Source organism: Streptomonospora sp. PA3, from assembly GCF_009728995.1.
Classification (GTDB): domain Bacteria; phylum Actinomycetota; class Actinomycetes; order Streptosporangiales; family Streptosporangiaceae; genus Streptomonospora.
Genome location: NZ_VTZW01000003.1, coordinates 88,257 through 104,687 on the forward strand (window position 1 = coordinate 88,257; position 16,431 = coordinate 104,687).

General features: G+C 73.0%; 14 protein-coding genes. 7 read left to right on the forward strand and 7 right to left on the reverse strand.

Features of this window, described 5'->3' with window-relative positions:
- Nucleotides 1-45: 45 nt before the first annotated feature.
- Nucleotides 46-1,485, reverse strand: a complete 1,440-nt coding sequence (locus tag FZ103_RS00840; RefSeq protein ID WP_155998091.1) for an LCP family protein — start codon at nucleotides 1,483-1,485, stop codon at nucleotides 46-48.
- Between the two features lie 27 nt (nucleotides 1,486-1,512).
- Entirely contained in the window at nucleotides 1,513-2,361 is an 849-nt protein-coding gene (locus FZ103_RS00845; RefSeq protein ID WP_186355616.1) for a TIGR03089 family protein, read from the reverse strand.
- Between the two features lie 223 nt (nucleotides 2,362-2,584).
- On the opposite strand from FZ103_RS00845, the gene FZ103_RS00850 reads away from it, so the two are divergent.
- Genes FZ103_RS00850 through FZ103_RS00865 form a run of 4 tightly spaced genes read left to right on the forward strand, consistent with a single transcriptional unit; the run spans nucleotide 2,585 to nucleotide 7,915 of the window.
- Complete coding sequence (locus tag FZ103_RS00850; RefSeq protein ID WP_155998092.1) at nucleotides 2,585-4,621, forward strand: hypothetical protein; 2,037 nt, start codon at nucleotides 2,585-2,587, stop codon at nucleotides 4,619-4,621.
- A gap of 47 nt (nucleotides 4,622-4,668) precedes the next feature.
- Nucleotides 4,669-5,592 carry a glycosyltransferase family 2 protein gene (locus tag FZ103_RS00855; protein WP_155998536.1) on the forward strand — a complete coding sequence of 308 codons (924 nt, stop codon included), beginning with the start codon at nucleotides 4,669-4,671 and terminating at the stop codon, nucleotides 5,590-5,592.
- 7 nt (nucleotides 5,593-5,599) lie between these two features.
- A complete protein-coding gene (locus tag FZ103_RS00860; RefSeq protein WP_186355617.1) occupies nucleotides 5,600-6,709 on the forward strand; it encodes a glycosyltransferase family 4 protein in 1,110 nt (369 codons plus the stop codon).
- Between the two features lie 60 nt (nucleotides 6,710-6,769).
- The gene (locus FZ103_RS00865; protein ID WP_155998093.1) at nucleotides 6,770-7,915 is read left to right on the forward strand and encodes a cystathionine gamma-synthase; all 1,146 of its coding nucleotides are present in this window, start codon (nucleotides 6,770-6,772) and stop codon (nucleotides 7,913-7,915) included.
- Between the two features lie 64 nt (nucleotides 7,916-7,979).
- Here FZ103_RS00865 and FZ103_RS00870 read toward each other — a convergent pair whose 3' ends face one another.
- Nucleotides 7,980-8,420: a DUF6292 family protein gene (locus FZ103_RS00870; RefSeq protein WP_186355618.1), complete on the reverse strand. Its 441-nt coding sequence runs from the start codon at nucleotides 8,418-8,420 to the stop codon at nucleotides 7,980-7,982.
- A 310-nt stretch (nucleotides 8,421-8,730) separates the two neighbouring features.
- Nucleotides 8,731-9,024, reverse strand: a complete 294-nt coding sequence (locus tag FZ103_RS00875) for a hypothetical protein (protein ID WP_155998094.1) — start codon at nucleotides 9,022-9,024, stop codon at nucleotides 8,731-8,733.
- A 227-nt stretch (nucleotides 9,025-9,251) separates the two neighbouring features.
- Here FZ103_RS00875 and FZ103_RS00880 point away from each other — a divergent pair, with 227 nt between their 5' ends.
- Together FZ103_RS00880 and FZ103_RS00885 are read left to right on the forward strand one after the other, a co-directional pair.
- Complete coding sequence (locus FZ103_RS00880; protein WP_255429684.1) at nucleotides 9,252-10,076, forward strand: GntR family transcriptional regulator; 825 nt, start codon at nucleotides 9,252-9,254, stop codon at nucleotides 10,074-10,076.
- Between the two features lie 243 nt (nucleotides 10,077-10,319).
- Complete coding sequence (locus FZ103_RS00885) at nucleotides 10,320-10,880, forward strand: UTRA domain-containing protein (RefSeq protein ID WP_155998095.1); 561 nt, start codon at nucleotides 10,320-10,322, stop codon at nucleotides 10,878-10,880.
- A gap of 34 nt (nucleotides 10,881-10,914) precedes the next feature.
- Here the strand turns inward: FZ103_RS00885 and FZ103_RS00890 are convergent, their stop codons facing one another.
- Nucleotides 10,915-12,867: a VWA domain-containing protein gene (locus tag FZ103_RS00890; RefSeq protein ID WP_186355619.1), complete on the reverse strand. Its 1,953-nt coding sequence runs from the start codon at nucleotides 12,865-12,867 to the stop codon at nucleotides 10,915-10,917.
- Between the two features lie 36 nt (nucleotides 12,868-12,903).
- Complete coding sequence (locus FZ103_RS00895; protein WP_255429703.1) at nucleotides 12,904-14,292, reverse strand: sigma 54-interacting transcriptional regulator; 1,389 nt, start codon at nucleotides 14,290-14,292, stop codon at nucleotides 12,904-12,906.
- A 282-nt stretch (nucleotides 14,293-14,574) separates the two neighbouring features.
- On the opposite strand from FZ103_RS00895, the gene FZ103_RS00900 reads away from it, so the two are divergent.
- A complete protein-coding gene (locus tag FZ103_RS00900) occupies nucleotides 14,575-15,744 on the forward strand; it encodes an FIST N-terminal domain-containing protein (RefSeq protein WP_155998098.1) in 1,170 nt (389 codons plus the stop codon).
- Nucleotides 15,745-15,776: 32 nt separating this feature from the next.
- On the opposite strand, the gene FZ103_RS00905 is transcribed toward FZ103_RS00900, so the two are convergent.
- Nucleotides 15,777-16,322 carry an RDD family protein gene (locus tag FZ103_RS00905; RefSeq protein WP_343233318.1) on the reverse strand — a complete coding sequence of 182 codons (546 nt, stop codon included), beginning with the start codon at nucleotides 16,320-16,322 and terminating at the stop codon, nucleotides 15,777-15,779.
- Nucleotides 16,323-16,431: the final 109 nt, after the last annotated feature.

The following is a 16,431-nucleotide window of genomic DNA, read 5'->3' on the forward strand; positions in this document are numbered from 1 at the left end:
TTTCTCAGGCCGGTCTGGGACCGAGCGCCCACGTTCCGGCGCCCGCTAACCGCACTTCTGCTTGGCCTCGGCCGCGGTGGTGCCGTCGACGCTGCCGGCACCGCCGGAGCCGCCGCTGCCGGCCGTGCTGGTGAAGCCCTCCCAATCCTGGGCGAGGACGAGCTGCACCGTGTCGCCGAGGGCGGGGTTCTCCTCGATGGTGGCGTTGACCGCCTCGTCGGCGAGGGCCTGGGCGTGCGCCTTCTTGCCGGGCCCGTAGTAGATCGTGCTCTGGGCGGGGATCTGCAGCGGGTTGCCGGTGTTGGCGACCTGGAAGCCCTCGGTGGTCAGCCACTGGCCCACCTGGTCGGCCAGACCGGGCGTGCCCTCGCCGTTGAGCACCTCGACGGAGATCTCGGAGGGCTCGACCTTGTCCTTCTTCTTCTCGCCGCCGCCCTGGCCGCCGTCGCCCTTGCCGCTGTCGTCGCCGCCGATGCTCTGGTCCTTGGCGATGGCCTGGAAGAGCTGGGATGCCTGCGGCTCGCTGAGGATGAGCCGGTTGGGGTTCTCGGGGGACTGGCCGTTGGGCGCGGTGACGAAGTTGATGTTGCCGAGGTCGACTTCGCGCATCGCTATGGCGATGTCGGTCATGACGTCCAGGGTGAGCTCGTCGTCGGTCGTCATGGTCTCGGTGACCGATCCGAGGAAACCGGTGAGGTTGCTCGGACTGGTCAGGATGTCGCCCTGCATGACCTGGTTGAGCATCGCGCCGAGGAACTCCTGCTGGCGCTTGATCCGGCTGAGGTCGGTGCCGTCGCCCTGGCCGTAGCGCGAGCGCATGTAGCCCAGCGACTCCTCGCCGTTGAGCACCTGCTCGCCGGCCTCCAGGTGCAGCTTGGCCTTGGGGTCGTCGATGGGCTCGGGGATGCACATGCGCACGCCGCCGACGGACTCGACGATGTCCTTGAACCCGGAGAAGTCGACGCTGACGAAGTGGTCGATGTGGATGCCCGTGATCTTCTCGACGGCCTTCCACTGGCACTGGATGCCGCCCAGGGACATCGGCGTGTTGATCATGCCGCGCTGGGCCGGCATGCCCGGGTGCTCCTCGTCGCCCTGGCAGGCCGGCAGGTCCACCACCAGGTCGCGGGGCAGGTTGACCAGGGTCGCGCGGCCGTTGTTGGGGGAGATGTGCGCGATGATCAGCGAGTCGGGGCGCTCGCCCTCGGCCGCGCCGTACTGGGCGTTCTCACCGGTGCGTACGTCGGAGCCGATCACCATGATGTTCAGGGCGCCCTCGACCCTGCTGGGCCGGTTGCCGAACGCGTCGGTGTCGATGTTCTGCTGATCGATGTTGCCGTAGATGTCGTAGTAGGCGGCGTAGGCTGTGAGGCTGGTGCCGATCACGGCCGCGGTGGTGAGGACCGCGATCCAGCCGCCTATGGACAGGCTCTTCCGTGCCGCGCGGCCCTTCGCGGAGCCTCTGGACGAGCGTTTTCCGGGCATATCGCACCAATGGAATGAGGGGAGGGGTCAGGTCAGCGGCTTGAGGGTTTCGGCGAGTGCGGGGGTGCCGGGCCATGCACCGGCCGTCGCCGTAACACGCTCCATGTCCAGCCGCTGTTGCAGGCTAGCCGACTCCTCGGCGGGGAGGAGGACGAGCGGCAGCCCACCGGCGACCGGCCCGAGCAGCAGCGCCAGGTGGGATCCCAGCGCAGTGAGGGAGTCGGGTGCCGAGGTGATGATAGCCACGCGGTCGGTGGATGTCAGCCCCCACGCCTCCAGGCGGCGGCGGGCGGTTTCGGCCAGCTGCGCTCCGGAGCAGGTTCCGGCCGCAATCTCCGCGCCCAGCAGGTCGGTGCCGCCGGCCGCATCGGAGGGGATCTCCCATGCCGGCGCCGCGGCGTCCACGGGCCCGGCGGCGAAGGTGTCGCCGTAGCCGCGCACCTCGACGCCGTAGTCCGCTGCCGCCGGCGGGCACTCGGGCAGCGGCGCGCCCAGCGGGTGCAGCGACGTGCCCACCACCTCACGCGCGCCGGTGTCCAGCGCGGCCGCCAACCGGTCGGCGTCGGCCACGGCGATGTCGCAGTCGGGCACCTCGCCCGGCGCGGCGGCCACGGCCCGGGTCTGCGTGGCGAAGCACGCCAGCAGCCACACCAGGCTCTGCCAGTGCAGCGGCAGGGCCAGCCCGACCCGGTCGCCGGGCTCGGCTCCCAGGCCGTCGACGAGCATGTTCGCGGTCTTGGCGACCCAGTTGTCGAACGTGGCGAAGGACAGCTCCACCCGGCCGCCGGTGGCCTGGTCGTAGGCCGTGGCGAAAGGGCGGGCGGGATCCGCCGCGACAGCGGAGCGCCACAGGTCAAAGGGGGTTTCCGCGCCCACGGAGCGTCCTTTCCTCTTCGCCGGGGGTCCAACGGCGGCGGCCGGCTCCCGCACGCGCGGGTGCGGGCTCGCCGCCCGGCGCCGGGGCACATGCTACTCACGGGGAAGGCGGGCCGGTGCCGCGCCGCCGGGCGGCCGCCGCGGAGCCCTCCGCAGCGCCCTGGGCGGCGCCCGCGCGGCCCTCGTCGCGCGGGCGGGCCGCCGAAGCTGAGAAGGTGCCCTCATGGGATCGACCTCCGCGCGCCTGTTCGCACGCGTCACCGCGGCACCGGCCGTCGCGCTGTCGGCGTGGCTGCTCGTCGCGTTCCCCCTGCTGGTGGCCGGAGCGCTCAGCCCGCTCACCGGCGCCCTGCTGGGCATACCGGCGGTGGCAGCGGGGATGCTGGGGGTCTTCCGACTGGTCCCCGCGCTGCCGGCGGAGCAGGGCCGCCTGCCGTGGTGGCCGTTCGCGCTGACTGCGGCGATCGCCGCCGCATTCGCCGCGGTGCAGCTGGGCTACCACTCCGAGATCCTGGTGATCCGCCGCGATCCCGCCTCCTATGCGCAGTTCACCTCCTGGATCGCCCAGCACGGGTCGCTGCCCATCCCGCAGCAGCGCCACCTCATCGCGGGCGACGACCCCGCCCTCCACTACGGCAGCCTGGCCTATTACCAGGTGGGCGAGGTGATCTGGCCGCAGTTCCTGGCCGGCGCGCCGCTGGTCTACACCGTCGGCCACTGGCTCGGCGGGATCACCGGGATGCTTGTGACCCCGCCGATCATCGGCGGGTTGGGCGTGCTCACCTTCGGCGGGCTCACCGCCCGCCTCGTCGGTCCCCGCTGGGCGCCCGCCGGTGCGCTGCTGCTGGCCGTGTGCCAGACCCAGCAGTGGATCAGCCGCTCCACCTACAGCGAGCCGGTCGCCCAGGTTCTGCTGCTCGGCGCCCTCGCGCTGGCCTTCGACGCCCTGACGCGCCGGGTCGGCTCCGGCGGCGGCTGGAGCCGGTGGCACACGCTGGCGGGCGCCGCCGGGCTGGTCTTCGGCCTGGGCCTGGTGGTGCGCATCACGGCGCTGCGGGACCTGCTGCCGCTGGTGGCCTTCGGCGGGCTGCTGCTCCTCGCGCGGCGCGGCCAGGCGGCGCCGCTGCTGGGCGGTCTGGCGGTGGGCACCGGCTACGGGGCGGTGGCGGGGTACCGGCTCTCGCGGCCCTACCTGGAGCACCTGTCGGCCTCGCTCATCCCGCTGCTGTGGATCAGCGCGGCCGTGGTCGCCGGCGTGGCCGCGGCGGTCGCGCTGCTGTGGCGGCGCGGGCTGCCCCGCGGCGACAGGCCCGCGTGGCTGCCCGCGGCCGCGGCCCTGGCCGTGCTCGCGGTGATGGCGGCCCTGGCCCTGCGCCCGCTGTTCTACACCGACCTGGGACACGGCGACCAGGCCACCGCCGACTTCATCGGCCAGGTGCAGGAGATCGAGGACCTGCACGTCAACCCCGACCGCACCTACTACGAGATGAGCCTGTACTGGGTGGGCTGGTACGTGGGCCTTGGCACGGTGCTGCTGGGCACCTTCGGCGCGGCGGTGATCGTCCGGCGCATCATGCTCGGCCGCGCACCGCAGTGGGTGCTGCCGGCGATGGTGCTCTCGTGGACGGTGGTCACCACGCTGCTGCGCCCGGCGATCACCCCCGACCATCCGTGGGCGAGCCGGCGCCTCATCGTTCTCGTGCTGCCGGCGTTCATCCTGTTCGCCATGTGGTTCACGGCCTGGCTGGCGCACCGGCTCGGCACCGAGCCCCAGGTGCGGCCGCGGCTGCGCCGGGCGATGGCGGCGGCCGCCGCCGCGCTGGGGGTCGCCGTCATGCTGGTGCCCACGGCGATCACCGCCGCCGGGGTGATGACCTACCGCTCCGACGTGGGCAGCGTCGCGGCCGTGCGCAAGCTGTGCCGGGCCGTCCCGCCGGACGCCAGCGTGCTCATGGTCGACGGCGTCTACGGCGGCTACATGCAACTGGTGCGCGGCATGTGCGGCGTACCCACCGCCGCCCTGGTCTCCTCCCGCCCCGAACGCGACACCGCACGTATCATCGAGGAGATCCGCGAGCGCGGCCGCACGCCCGTCCTCGCCGCGTCCGAGCCGCGCCACATCATGCCGCACGTGCCGCCGGACACGCCCCTGCGCCATCCCTTCGCCGTCAACACCGAGCAGGACCCCAGCACGCTGATGCAGCCGCCCTCGGGGGCCTGGATCTTCGACGGCGACGTGTGGATCGCCGTCCTGCGCTGACCCGGCCGCCGCGCCGCGGAGCTATGCTGAACCCCACCGTGAGCGAGATGCCCCACTTCGAAGAAGACGGCCCTGCGCAGCCGGCGCCGTATGTGACCATCGTGCTGCCCTGCTTCAACGAGCAGGAGCACGTCGTCAAAGAGGTCGAGCGGATCTGCGCGGCCATGGACGCCTCCAACCGCACCTACGAGCTGCTCGCGGTCGACGACGCCTCCACCGACGACACCCTCGCCCTGCTGCGCGAGGCCGAGCCGCTCTTCCCGCACCTGCGGGTCATCTCCTTCGGACACAACGGGGGAGCGGGCACCGTGCGCCGCATCGGCACCCAGCGCGCCCGCGGCCAGATCGTCGTGTGGACCGACGCCGACATGACCTACCCCAACGAGCGCATCCCCGAGCTCGTCGACCTGCTCGCCGCCAATCCCGACATCGACCAGGTCGTCGGCGCCCGCACCCAGGAGTCGGGCACCCACCGGCTGCTGCGGGTGCCGATGAAGTGGCTGATCCGCAAGCTCGCCGAGCGGCTGACCAACACCCGCATCCCCGACCTCAACTCCGGGCTGCGCGCGTTCCGCCGCGAGGTGTCGCTGCCCTATCTGCGCCTGCTGCCGCCCGGATTCTCCTGTGTGACGACCATCACCTTGGCGTTCCTGTCCAACCAGCACCTCATCCACTACGTCCCGATCGACTACGCCAAGCGCTCGGGCACCTCCAAGTTCCACTTCGTGCGGGACGCCTACCGATACCTGCTGCAGGTGCTGCGGATGGTGATGTACTTCAACCCGCTCAAGGTGCTGATGCCGCTCGCGCTGTGGCTGCTGGGCATCGGCACCGCCAAGTTCGTCTTCGACCAGGTGCGCGAACCGCTCTACATCCCCAACAACACGATCATGCTGCTGACGAGCGGCCTGATCGTGGCGGCGATGGCGCTGCTGGCCGACCTGATCGTCCGCTCGCGCGACGGCGCCTGAGCCGGCCGTGCGCATCAGCCTGGTCGGCCCCGCCCACCCCTACAAGGGCGGCGGCGCGCGCCACACCACCGAACTGGCCCACCGGCTGGCCGCCCGCGGGCACGAGGTGGCCGTCGAGTCCTGGCGGGCCCAGTACCCCGCCCTGCTCTACCCCGGCGACCAGACCCTCGCCCACCCCGAGGGCGAGCCGTTCGGCGACACGCGGCGCGACCTCTCCTGGAGATGGCCGCCGGGCTGGTGGCGCGCCGGGCGCCGCATGGGTGCCGCGGCCGACCTGGTGGTGGTCACCGTGTTGATCCCCGCCCAGGCGGTGCCCTATCTGGCGATCCTGGCCGGCGTGGGCGGCCGGGCGCGCACGGTGGCGCTGTGCCACAACGTGCTGCCGCACGAGCGCCGCCCCGGCGACACCGCCCTGATGCGGGCCCTGCTGCGGCGCACGGACGCGATCCTGGCGCACTCGCCCGAGCAGGCCCGCCTCGCCCGCGGGCTCGCCGGCGCGGACGCCGACATCCGCTGGGCACCGCTGCCGCCGCACCTGCCCGCCGCGCCGGGCGCCGAACCCGCCCCGGCGGCCGCGGAGGGCGGACCCGGACCCGGCCTGCGGCGCAACCTGCTGTTCTTCGGCATCGTCCGGCCCTACAAGGGCGTCGACGTGCTGCTGCGCGCGTTCGCCCAAGGAGCGCCCGCCGACGTCGGCCTCACCGTCGCCGGGGAGTTCTGGGGCGGTTCGCAGCGGCTGCGCGCCCTCGCGGCCGAGCTGGGCGTCGCCGACCGCGTCGACTTCCGCGAGGGCTACGTGCCCGCCGCCGAGCTGCCCGGCCTGTTCGCCGGCGCCGACGCCCTGGTGCTGCCCTACCGCTCGGCCACGGCCACGCAGAACGTGTACCTGGCCCACGAGCACGGCCTGCCGGTGATCGCCACCCGCGCGGGCGCACTGGCCGACGACGTGGCCGACGGGGTCGACGGGCTGCTGTGCGAACCCGGAGACGCCGCCGGGCTCGCCGGCGCGCTGCGCCGGTTCTACACCCCCGGCACCCCCGAGCGCCTGCGCGCCGCCGTGCGCCCCGCCGATCCGGAACCGCACTGGGAGGCCTACATCAAGGAGCTGGCCGGCTGAGGCCCGCGCTCCGGCTGCTCCCCGGGCGGGCGCGGCCCGTCCGCGGCTAGTGTGAGCCCCATGACGTTCGACGGTTTCGAGACACTGGCCATCCACGCAGGCCAGGAGGCCGACGCCGAGACCGGCGCGGTCGTGGTCCCCATCTACCAGACGAGCACCTACGCACAGGACGGCGTCGGCGGGCTGCGCAGCGGCTATGAGTACTCGCGCACCGCCAACCCCACACGTGCCGCTCTGGAGGAGTGCCTGGCGGCGCTGGAGTCGGGCATCCGCGGGCTGGCCTTCGCCTCGGGGATGGCCGCCGAGGACACCCTGCTGCGCACGGTGGCCAAGCCCGGCGACCACGTGATCATCCCGGCCGACGCCTACGGGGGCACGTTCCGGCTGTTCTCCAAAGTGCTGGAGCGCTGGGGTGTGGAGTGGGAGGCCGTCGCCCAGTCCGACACCGATGCGGTGCGCCGCGCCGTGCGCCCCGAGACGGTGGCGATCTGGGCCGAGACGCCCACCAACCCGCTGCTGACCATCAGCGACATCGAGGCGCTCGCGGCAGTGGCCCACGACAGCGGGGCGCTGCTCGTGGTCGACAACACCTTCGCCTCGCCCTACCTGCAGCGCCCGCTCACGCTGGGCGCCGACGTGGTGGTGCATTCCACCACCAAGTACCTGGGCGGGCACTCCGACGTGGTCGGCGGCGCCCTGGTCGTCTCCGACCCCGAACTCGGCCACCGGCTGGCCTTCCACCAGAACACCATGGGCGCGGTCGCCGGGCCGTTCGACGCGTGGCTGACCCTGCGCGGCGCCAAGACGCTGGGCGTGCGGATGGACCGGCACTGCGCCAACGCCGAACGGGTCGTGGACGCGCTCCAGCGCCACCCGGCCGTGGGCGAGGTGTACTACCCGGGCCTGCCCGAGCACGCCGGCCACAAGACCGCCGAGCGGCAGATGCGGGCGTTCGGCGGGATGGTGTCCTTCCGCGCGCGCGGCGGGGAGGAGGCGGCGCTGAAGGTGTGCGAGCGGACGCGGGTGTTCACCCTGGGCGAGTCGCTGGGCGGCGTGGAGTCGCTGATCGAGCATCCGGGTCGGATGACCCACGCCTCGGCCGCCGGTTCGCCGCTGGAGGTCCCCGCAGACCTGGTCCGCCTGTCGGTGGGCATCGAGTCCGCCGACGACCTGGTGGCCGACCTGGTCAACGCCTTGGAGGAGTGACGCCGCCGCGGGCGCGCGGGCGGCCGCCGAGCGCGGTCCCGCCCGCACGCCCGCAGGCCGGGCGTCAGGCCGCGCGGACGGCGGCGTAGGCGGCCAACCGTGCGTCGAGTCCGTCGCCGTAGTCGTGGAAGGAGCGGTACCGGGGGCGCTCGGCCGCTCCTGCCGGCTGGCCGGCCAGGACGCCGCGCACGGTTGCGGCGACCTCGGCGGGGTCGGGCAGCAGGCCGCCGGGCAGGTACCGCGTGGCCTCCAGCGGGGTCCAGCCCTCCGCGTCCAGCGGACCGCAGCGCCAGCCGCTCTCCTCGTCCCACACGAAGCGCAGCCGACCGCCGTCATGGCCGCGGACGATGACAGTGGCGTCCCGGGGATCCATCGGATCGTTCCAATGGTCGAGCACGGTGACGCCCTCCGCTGCCAGCCGCAGGGCGACGGCGTCCACGTAGGGCTCGGGGAGCCTGACCCACTGGGGCGAGTACGGGATTGGGAGAGGGCCGTTGTCGGTCACGGCGCGTCCTATCTATCTGAGTGAAGTAGTGCGGAGCGGCTGCGAGCCGGAGTCGTCCGGCGACGCGGGCCCGCTGCGCAGGCACCCGCGCGAGCGGACCGCATTGGTGGAAAGCTACGGGTTCGGCGTGTCGGATCCGTGTATCGCGGGCGGTGTGTCGCCGAGCCCGCCCCTGGTCGGGGCCTGGTCGCGCGGCCGGGTCCGGGTGCCGGCGCGCTGGTGGGAACATACGACCGCGCGCCCGGGGTGACCGGGCACGCGATCCGTCCGCGGACTGCGCGGACTGCGATCTTCGGTTGTCTAGGGGAGGTTAGACCAGGGCGCCCGTCCGGCCGAACGCGGAGCCGTCCTCTTTCTCATCTCCGCCTTCGGTCGCGTCCTCGTCGTCGCCCTCCGCCGCCGAGCCGTCGGGCACGAAGCGGAGCCCGGTAAAAGTCCGGCCCGCGCCCGAGAAGGTGCGGTCGGTTCCGCGGCCGTTGCGCAGAGCGCGGTAGTGCCCGCGGTCGTTCCGCTTGATGCCGATGGTGGCGGCCACCAGCATCCCCAGCAGGATGCTGAAGAACGCCACCAGGAGCAGCACGATCATCCCGATTGCCAGGTTCATAGCGTTTCCCCTCCTCTCGTCGCGCACGGTGCGCCCGTCCTGCGCTCCGTGCGGTTCCCGGCGGGGTGCCCGGGAGAGGAATGAACCCAAATCATTGGACCCGTCGATCAGTGCTTGTCAGACTTCTTTGTCTCCTGTTCAGCTTCATTAGATTCATTCCTACAATTACGAGGATGCGGTCTGGCGGAGGGTGAGTCAAGGCTTCTGGGTAGAATCATTGGAACCAATTGCCCGACCCGAGAGGCGAAGAGGCGATGGAGCCCCGGCACATCGAGATCGCTCAGGACCTCATGGAGGAGATCGACCAGGGGCGCTACGCCCCCGGTGACTCCCTGCCGACCGAGGACCAGCTGATCCAGACCTACCGCACCTCGCGCAACACGGTGCGGCGGGCTCTGCAGGAACTGTCCAACCGCGGGCGCATCAACACCAAGCAGGGCAGCGGCAGTACGGTGCGGCAGTACCGCCCCACCGTCCACCTCGCCTCACCGCTTCAGGGCCAGTCCGACGACGAGCGCTACGACAACTACCTGGAGCGCATGCGCCGCGAGCAGGGGGTCGCGCCGCGCGAGGAGCTGATGGTCGGCCGCGAGGCGGCCACGGGCACGCTGGCCCACCTGCTCGACCTCGACCCCTCCGAGGCCCGGGGCTTCGTCGTCATCCGCCGCTGCGACCGCTTTGTCGGGCCGCGGCTGTGGGAGCGGCAGGAGTCCTACTACCCCGACTACATCGCCGAGGGCACCGACCTGGACCGCCCCGCCAACATCCCCGAGGGCACCAAGAAGCTGCTCGCCGACCTCGGCTACCCGCAGACCGGGTCCTGGGACGTCGTCGGCGCCAAGATGCCCTCGCTCAAGGAGTCCTCCCGGTTCGCCCTGGGGCCGGGCGTGCCCCTGCTCGTCCACGAGCGCGTGGCCTACTCCAACACCACGCCGATCCGGTTCACGCGCACCTACCTGCCGGCCGACCGCCACCAGCTGCTCTACGCCGAAGGCGCGATCGCGCCGGAACTGCTGCAGATGGCCACCGACGTCAACGTCTACGACCGCTGAGGCCCTCGACCGCCGTCACGACCGCAGTCCTCCCGCGCCGAAGGGGGTGAGACCAGCTCCGACCGCTAACCGCACAGCCGGCGGAACGCCACCCGCACAGCCGTGACCGCATCCGGACGCCGGGCGCACCGGCGCACCCGAGCGGGTACCGGTAAGAGAAGAGTGCGGGCGACGGTCGGTCATGCGCCTTCGCGAAAAGGGTATAGGTCTACCGATTACGACCCTTTTGCGAGAGGTGTACCTGTGAACGAGGGATCCCCCAGTTTCCACTATCCGGCCAGCCGGGAGCGGGTACGCGACGCCGCCGGCGACCACGACGCGTTCGACCAGTTCGTCGTGGACTCCGGTCGGCGGCCGAGCAAGGAACTCCAGGTCGAGCGGACGAACCAGGCGCCGCCGCCCGTGGCTTCCCGGTTGGGGGCCTCCGCGGCACTGATCAGGCGTGCGGTGCGCGCCGTCGACGGGCACACCGTCGCGCTTGAGACCTCCTACTACCCCGCCGATCTGGCGGCGGGCACCGAGTTGGAGGGCCCCGCCGACATCTCCGCGGGCACGATCCAGGTCCTGGCCGCAAACGGCCACGTGCAGAGCGGATACCGCGACGAGGTCGCGGCCCACGCGACCGCTCCCGACGAGGCGGCGGCACTCGGCGTCGAGGCCGGAACGCCTGCGCTGCGCACCCTGCGGACGGTGTGGTCCCAACAGCGGGTGCTGCGGGTGACCGAGACGGTGACACCCCTGGGGGCCGGCATGGTCCTGTGGTTCGAGACCGGGGCGCCCGCTCCCGCGGCCGCACAGGGCTGAATCCGGGCACCGCCCGGCGGCCGCGCCGGCGCGCCTACCCCGCCCGGCGGCGGCGGGAGAGGAAGTCGCGGACGACGTAGCCGCCCAGCCGGTCGGCGTCGGGGCGGACGACCCGGCCCCCGTTGCGGCGGGCCACCTCGTCGACGAAGCGCTCCAGCCGGGGGTCGTCGGCCAGCAGGAACACGTTGAGGTTGGCGCCGCGGCGGGTCATGCGGTCGACCTCGGCTAGGGTGGCGGCGGTGGTCTCGGGCGACGGCGGCCAGGCGAAGGCCGCCGACCCGTCGCGCTGCAGGTGCGCGGTGGGCTCGCCGTCGGTCACCACCAGCACGATCGGCTCGAAGTCGGAGTGCCGATCCAGATGCCGCCCCGCCAGCAGCAGCGCGTGCTGCAGGTTGGTGCCCTGCACGGGCTCCCAGGACAGCTCGGCCAGCCCGTTGGGCGGCAGCTCGCGCGCATAGTCGCTGAACCCGATCACCTGCACGGCGTCCTGGGGAAACCGCGTGGTCACCAGCGAGTGCAGCGCCATCGCGGTCTGCTTGGCGCTGCTCCACAGGTCGCGCAGGGCCATGGAGTAGGACAGGTCGACCAGCAGGCACACCGCGGCGGCGTCGCGGCGCTCGGTCTCGGCGACCTCGAAGTCCTCCGGGTGCATCCGGATCGGGCGGCCGGTGCGCGCACCGCCGCGGCCGATCGCGTTGCGCAGCGTGCGCACCACGTCCAGCGGCTCCTCGTCGCCGAACTCCCAGGCGCGTGTGGCGCCGGTGGCCTCGCCGGAGTGCCCGGCGGCGTCGTCGGCGTGCCCGCCCGGGCGCGGCGTGTTCGCGGCGAACACCTCGCGCAGCGCGGTCTCGCCCAGGCGGCGCACCGCCTTGGGAGTCAGCCGGAGCCGGTTGCGCGAACCCTCGACATAGCCCTGCTCGCGCAGCTCGCGCTCGACCGCGCGCAGCCGGTCCAGATCGTCGACCGCCCGGCGGCCAAGCGCGCGCCGCACCGCCTCCTCGTCGACGTCGTCCAGCCCCGCCCCGGCGTAGCCCTGGTTCAACGCGGTGTCGAGCTCGGCCAGGTCGGCAAGTTCCTGCAGAGCCGTGGTGGCGTCGCCCATGCCCAAGCCCTGCTCGCCCTCCATCCGCTCGCCGCCGCTCCAGTCGAGGTCGGGGCGGCGGGCGCGCAGCGCGCCGGAGAGCCGCTCCAGAGCCTGGCTCATCCCCGACCGGGCGTCGGCCTCGTCCATGAGGTCCTGCAGCTCGGCGCGCTGCTCCGGGCTGAGCGAATCCATCATGCGCTTGGCCGCCGCCGCGCGCCGGGCCAGGGAGTCGACCAGCTCCTCGAGGTTCCGCGGCCGGGGCTCGTCGGGGAACATGTCGCCGTAGGCGTCCATGAAGCGGTCGAAGTCGGCCTGGGTGTGCTCGCCCCGCTCGTCGGCCTCCAGCATCCCGTTGAGCGCGTCGACCATCTCGCGGACCCGCTGCATGTCCTCGGGCGTGCTGCCGGCCAGCGCATCCTTCATCCCCTGGAAACGCGTGTCCAGCACCTCGCGCCGCAGCAGGTCGCGCAGCTCCTCGAAGCTCTGCGCGGCGGCTGGGGAGCGCCACCGGTAGTCGGCCAGCCGGCGCACCGCCGCCGAGGTGTCCTCGGGCAGGGAGTCTAGCTCGGCCTCGCGCATCCGCGCGTCGTCGGAGGGGTCGGGGAACAGCTCGGCGCGCTCCTGGCCCAGCGCGCGGTCCAGCAGCGCGCGGGCCTCCTCCAGCGTGCCGTCCAGGCGGCCGCGCGAGCGCACCTGCTCGCGGCGCCGGCGCACGTCGCGCAGCAGGTCGTCCAGCCCGCGCACGCCCTGGGTGCCGCGCCGCAGCAGATCGCGCAGCGCGCGCATCGGATCGGCGCCGGCCATGATGTCGCGGCCGAGTTCGTCGACCGCGGAGCGCACGTCGTAGGGCGGGGCGAGCGGGTCGGGCCCGTCGTCGTACTCGCCGTAGCGGAAGCGGTTCACAGGTGTCTCTCCCCTCCGGCGGCGGCTCAGGCCGGGTCAGGTCCGGTAGACGGTGCGATCGCGCACGGTGTCCTTGGACAGCCGCCGGTTCAGGTACAGCCCCTCAAGCGCGAACTCCACCGCCGAGGCCGCGAAACCGGGTGTCTCGCCGGTGTCCTCCTCCGGCGAGAGCCGCGCGATGAGATCGGCCAGGCCGGGCAGCGGACCCACGCCGCGCAGCAGTTCGGCGCCGCTGACCAGCTCGCCGGACTCCACGGTCTGGCCGTCGGCGAACAGTTCGGTGAGCGCGGACAGGTCGGCGCCGCCCAGCGTGCGGCGGAAGGTCTCGGCGGTGGCCCGGCGCAGCAGGTGGGCCAGCACCTCGCTTTCGCGGCCCTCCTCGCCGACCTCGAACTCGACCTTGCCCTGCAGCGTCTCGACGATCGGCGGCAGGTCGCAGACCCGCGCCACCGGGCTGTCCTCACCGGTGAGCGCGGCGCGGCGGCGTGCCGAGGCGGCGACCGTCTCGACCCCGGCGATCGCGAAGCGCGCCGAGACCCCGGAGCGGTCGTCCACCGAGGAGGAGTCGCGCACCAGGCGGGTGAACCGGGCGACGATCTCGACCAGGTGCCGGGGCACCACCACGCCCGGCACCGGGTCGGCCTCCTGGAGCACCAGCGCGACCTCCTCGTCGAGGTCGAGCGGGTAGTGGGTGCGCACCTCGGCGCCGAACCGGTCCTTGAGCGGGGTGATGATGCGGCCGCGGTTGGTGTAGTCCTCGGGGTTGGCGCTGGCCACCAGCAGCACGTCCAGCGGCAGGCGCAGCGCGTACCCGCGGATCTGGATGTCGCGCTCCTCCAGCACGTTCAGCAGCGCCACCTGAATGCGCGCGGCCAGGTCGGGCAGCTCGTTCAGGCAGAACACGCCGCGGTTGGAGCGCGGCACGAGTCCGTAGTGCACGGTCTCGGGGTCGCCGAGGCTGCGGCCCTCGGCCAGCTTGATCGGGTCGATGTCGCCGATGAGGTCGCCCACGGCGGTGTCGGGTGTGGCCAGCTTCTCGCCGTAGCGGTCGTCGCGGTGCCACCACGCCACGGGCAGGTCGTCACCGGCCTCGGCGGCCAGCGCCCGGCAGCGGGAGCACACCGGCTCGTAGGGGTGGTCGTTGACGGGGCAGCCCTGCACGACCGGCGTCCACTCGTCCAGCAGCGCCGAGATCGTGCGGATCAGCCGGGTCTTGCCCTGGCCGCGCTCGCCGAGCAGGACCAGGTCGTGGCCGGCGAGCAGGGCGCGCTCGACCTGGGGCAGCACGGTCTCGTCGAAGCCGACGATGCCGGGGAAGCGGTCCTCGCCGGCGCGCATGCGCGCGAGCAGGTTGTCGCGCACCTCGTGCTTGACCGGGCGGTAGGCGTGCCCGGAGGCCCGCAGTGCGCCGAGCGTCGAAGGCAGACCACTCGGAACGTCTCGACCGGGGGCGGTGGCGGGTCGGCGTGCGGACGGGTCGTCGGGACCGGTGCGGCCAGTATTCGCGGCAGACACAGGGTCGAGTCTATGCACCTGGGCCGCGTGCGCCAGTGGCATGAGACACATCAGCCGAGGGGGCCGGAGGGGCGCGGGAAGCACCACCACCGCTGCGGTGAAATACGGCGGGCGCTGTACGGGTTTGACCGCGTGTGGCTGGGAGTATGGTCCGGTTGGAGAAGTCGGGTCCGAGGAGCGAGGTGGCGGCCGATGGCCAGGTTCGGTGACGCGTTGGCGACGGGCGCCGACCTTGTGAGCGCCGCCGAGCGAGCGGTGCAGGAGGCCACACGCGGCCTCGACGCCCCCGCCGACCTTTTGTGCTTCTTCGTCTGCGGCGCCGATCCCGACGAGGTCACGCTGGCGGGCGAGCGCGCCATGGCGCTGGCCGGCGGCGCGGTCACGCTCGGGTGCAGCGCGACGGGCGTGGTCGGCGGCGGCCGCGGCGTCGAGGAACAGGGCGCCGTGAGCGTGTGGGCGGCCCACCTGCCGTCCGTGACGGCGACGCCCTTCCGGCTCGACGTCATCCCCGAGGGCGACCACCTGGCCGTGGTGGGCATGCACGAGCCCGACTCCACCGACCGCGCCGCGCTGCTGCTGGCCAACCCCTACGAGTTCCCGGCCCAGTCGTTCGTGGCGCGCTCCACCGAGGCGCTGTCCGGGCTGCCCATCGTCGGTGGGCTCGCCGACGGCATGCGCGGCCAGGACTCGGTGCGGCTGTTCTGCGACGGCGAGGTCGCCGACGCGGGCGCCGTCGGCCTGATCCTGGGCGGGGACGGCGTGGCGGGCACGATGGTCAGCCAGGGGTGCAGGCCCATCGGCCGGCCCATGGCCGTCACCAAGTCCGAGGGCAACGTCATCCTGGAACTGGCCGGCGGCCCGGCCTACGAGCGGCTGGAGGCCCTGGTCAACTCGCTTCCGCCCGAGGAGCAGGACCTCGCGGCCGGCGGCCTGCACATCGGCATCGCCATGGACGAGTACGCCGACAGCCACGAACAGGGCGACTTCCTGGTGCGCTCGGTGGTCGGCGCCGACCCCGAGACCGGCGCGCTGACCATCGGCGAGATGGTCGAGGTCGGCCAGACCGTGCGCTTCCAGGTCCGCGACCACGACAGCGCCTCCGCCGACCTGATCGAGCGCCTGCAGGCGTTCGGCGAGGAGACCGCGGGCCGCGCCTCGGCCGCGCTGCTGTTCTCCTGCAGCGGCCGCGGCTCGTCGATGTTCCCCACCTCCGACCACGACGTGCGGCTGGTGCAGCAGCAGCTCGGGATCGAAAGCGTCAGCGGCTTCTTCGCCGCGGGCGAGATCGGCCCGGTCGCCGGGCGCAACCACGTGCACGCCCTCACCGCCTGCGTGCTGGCCTTCGAGGCCGTCGAGGACTGATCGGCCCGGCCGCCGGCGCCGGGCGGTGCCGGTCAGGTCCGTACGACGACCGTCCCGGCGGCGCGGTCGTGCAGCGTCTGCATGGCGGTGGCGTCGGCGAGCGCGGACAGGCAGTCGATCACCGTGAACAGCGTGCCCAGGCACGGCACCGTCTGCGGCAGCCCGAACACGGCGGCGCGGCCGGCCGACTGGCCCTGGCGCAGCGGCGCGCCGTCGGTGCGGACGACGCGGATGCCCACCGCCGCCTTGCCCAGCGTGCGCCCGCGCGCGGCGTTGCACAGCCAGTCGTGGAGGAACATCACCGGGCCCGTACCGAAGATGAACAGCACGGCCCAGGCGCTGAAGTAGCTGTCGGCGATCTCCTGGGGGCCCAGCGAGACGTCGGCGATCGCCGAGACCAGCACGAAGAACAGGAACACCGCCATGGACAGGAGCGTGTAGTCGATCACGCGGGCGGTAAGGCGCCGGCCGAAGGAGGCCACGGAGCCGGGGCCGGCGGGCGGCCGGGCGCCGCCGTAGTACGGCACCGGTTGCGGCGGGCCCGGGGGAGTGCTGTGCCAGGGGTACGGGGAAGTCACCCGGCAATGCTAGCGAGCCGGTCCCGGCAGGTCATCTGAGACGAAAGCCGGACGGCCTCGGCGGGGCGACGACGCCCCCCCCGGTCCCCGCGAACGCGGAAGGGGCGGC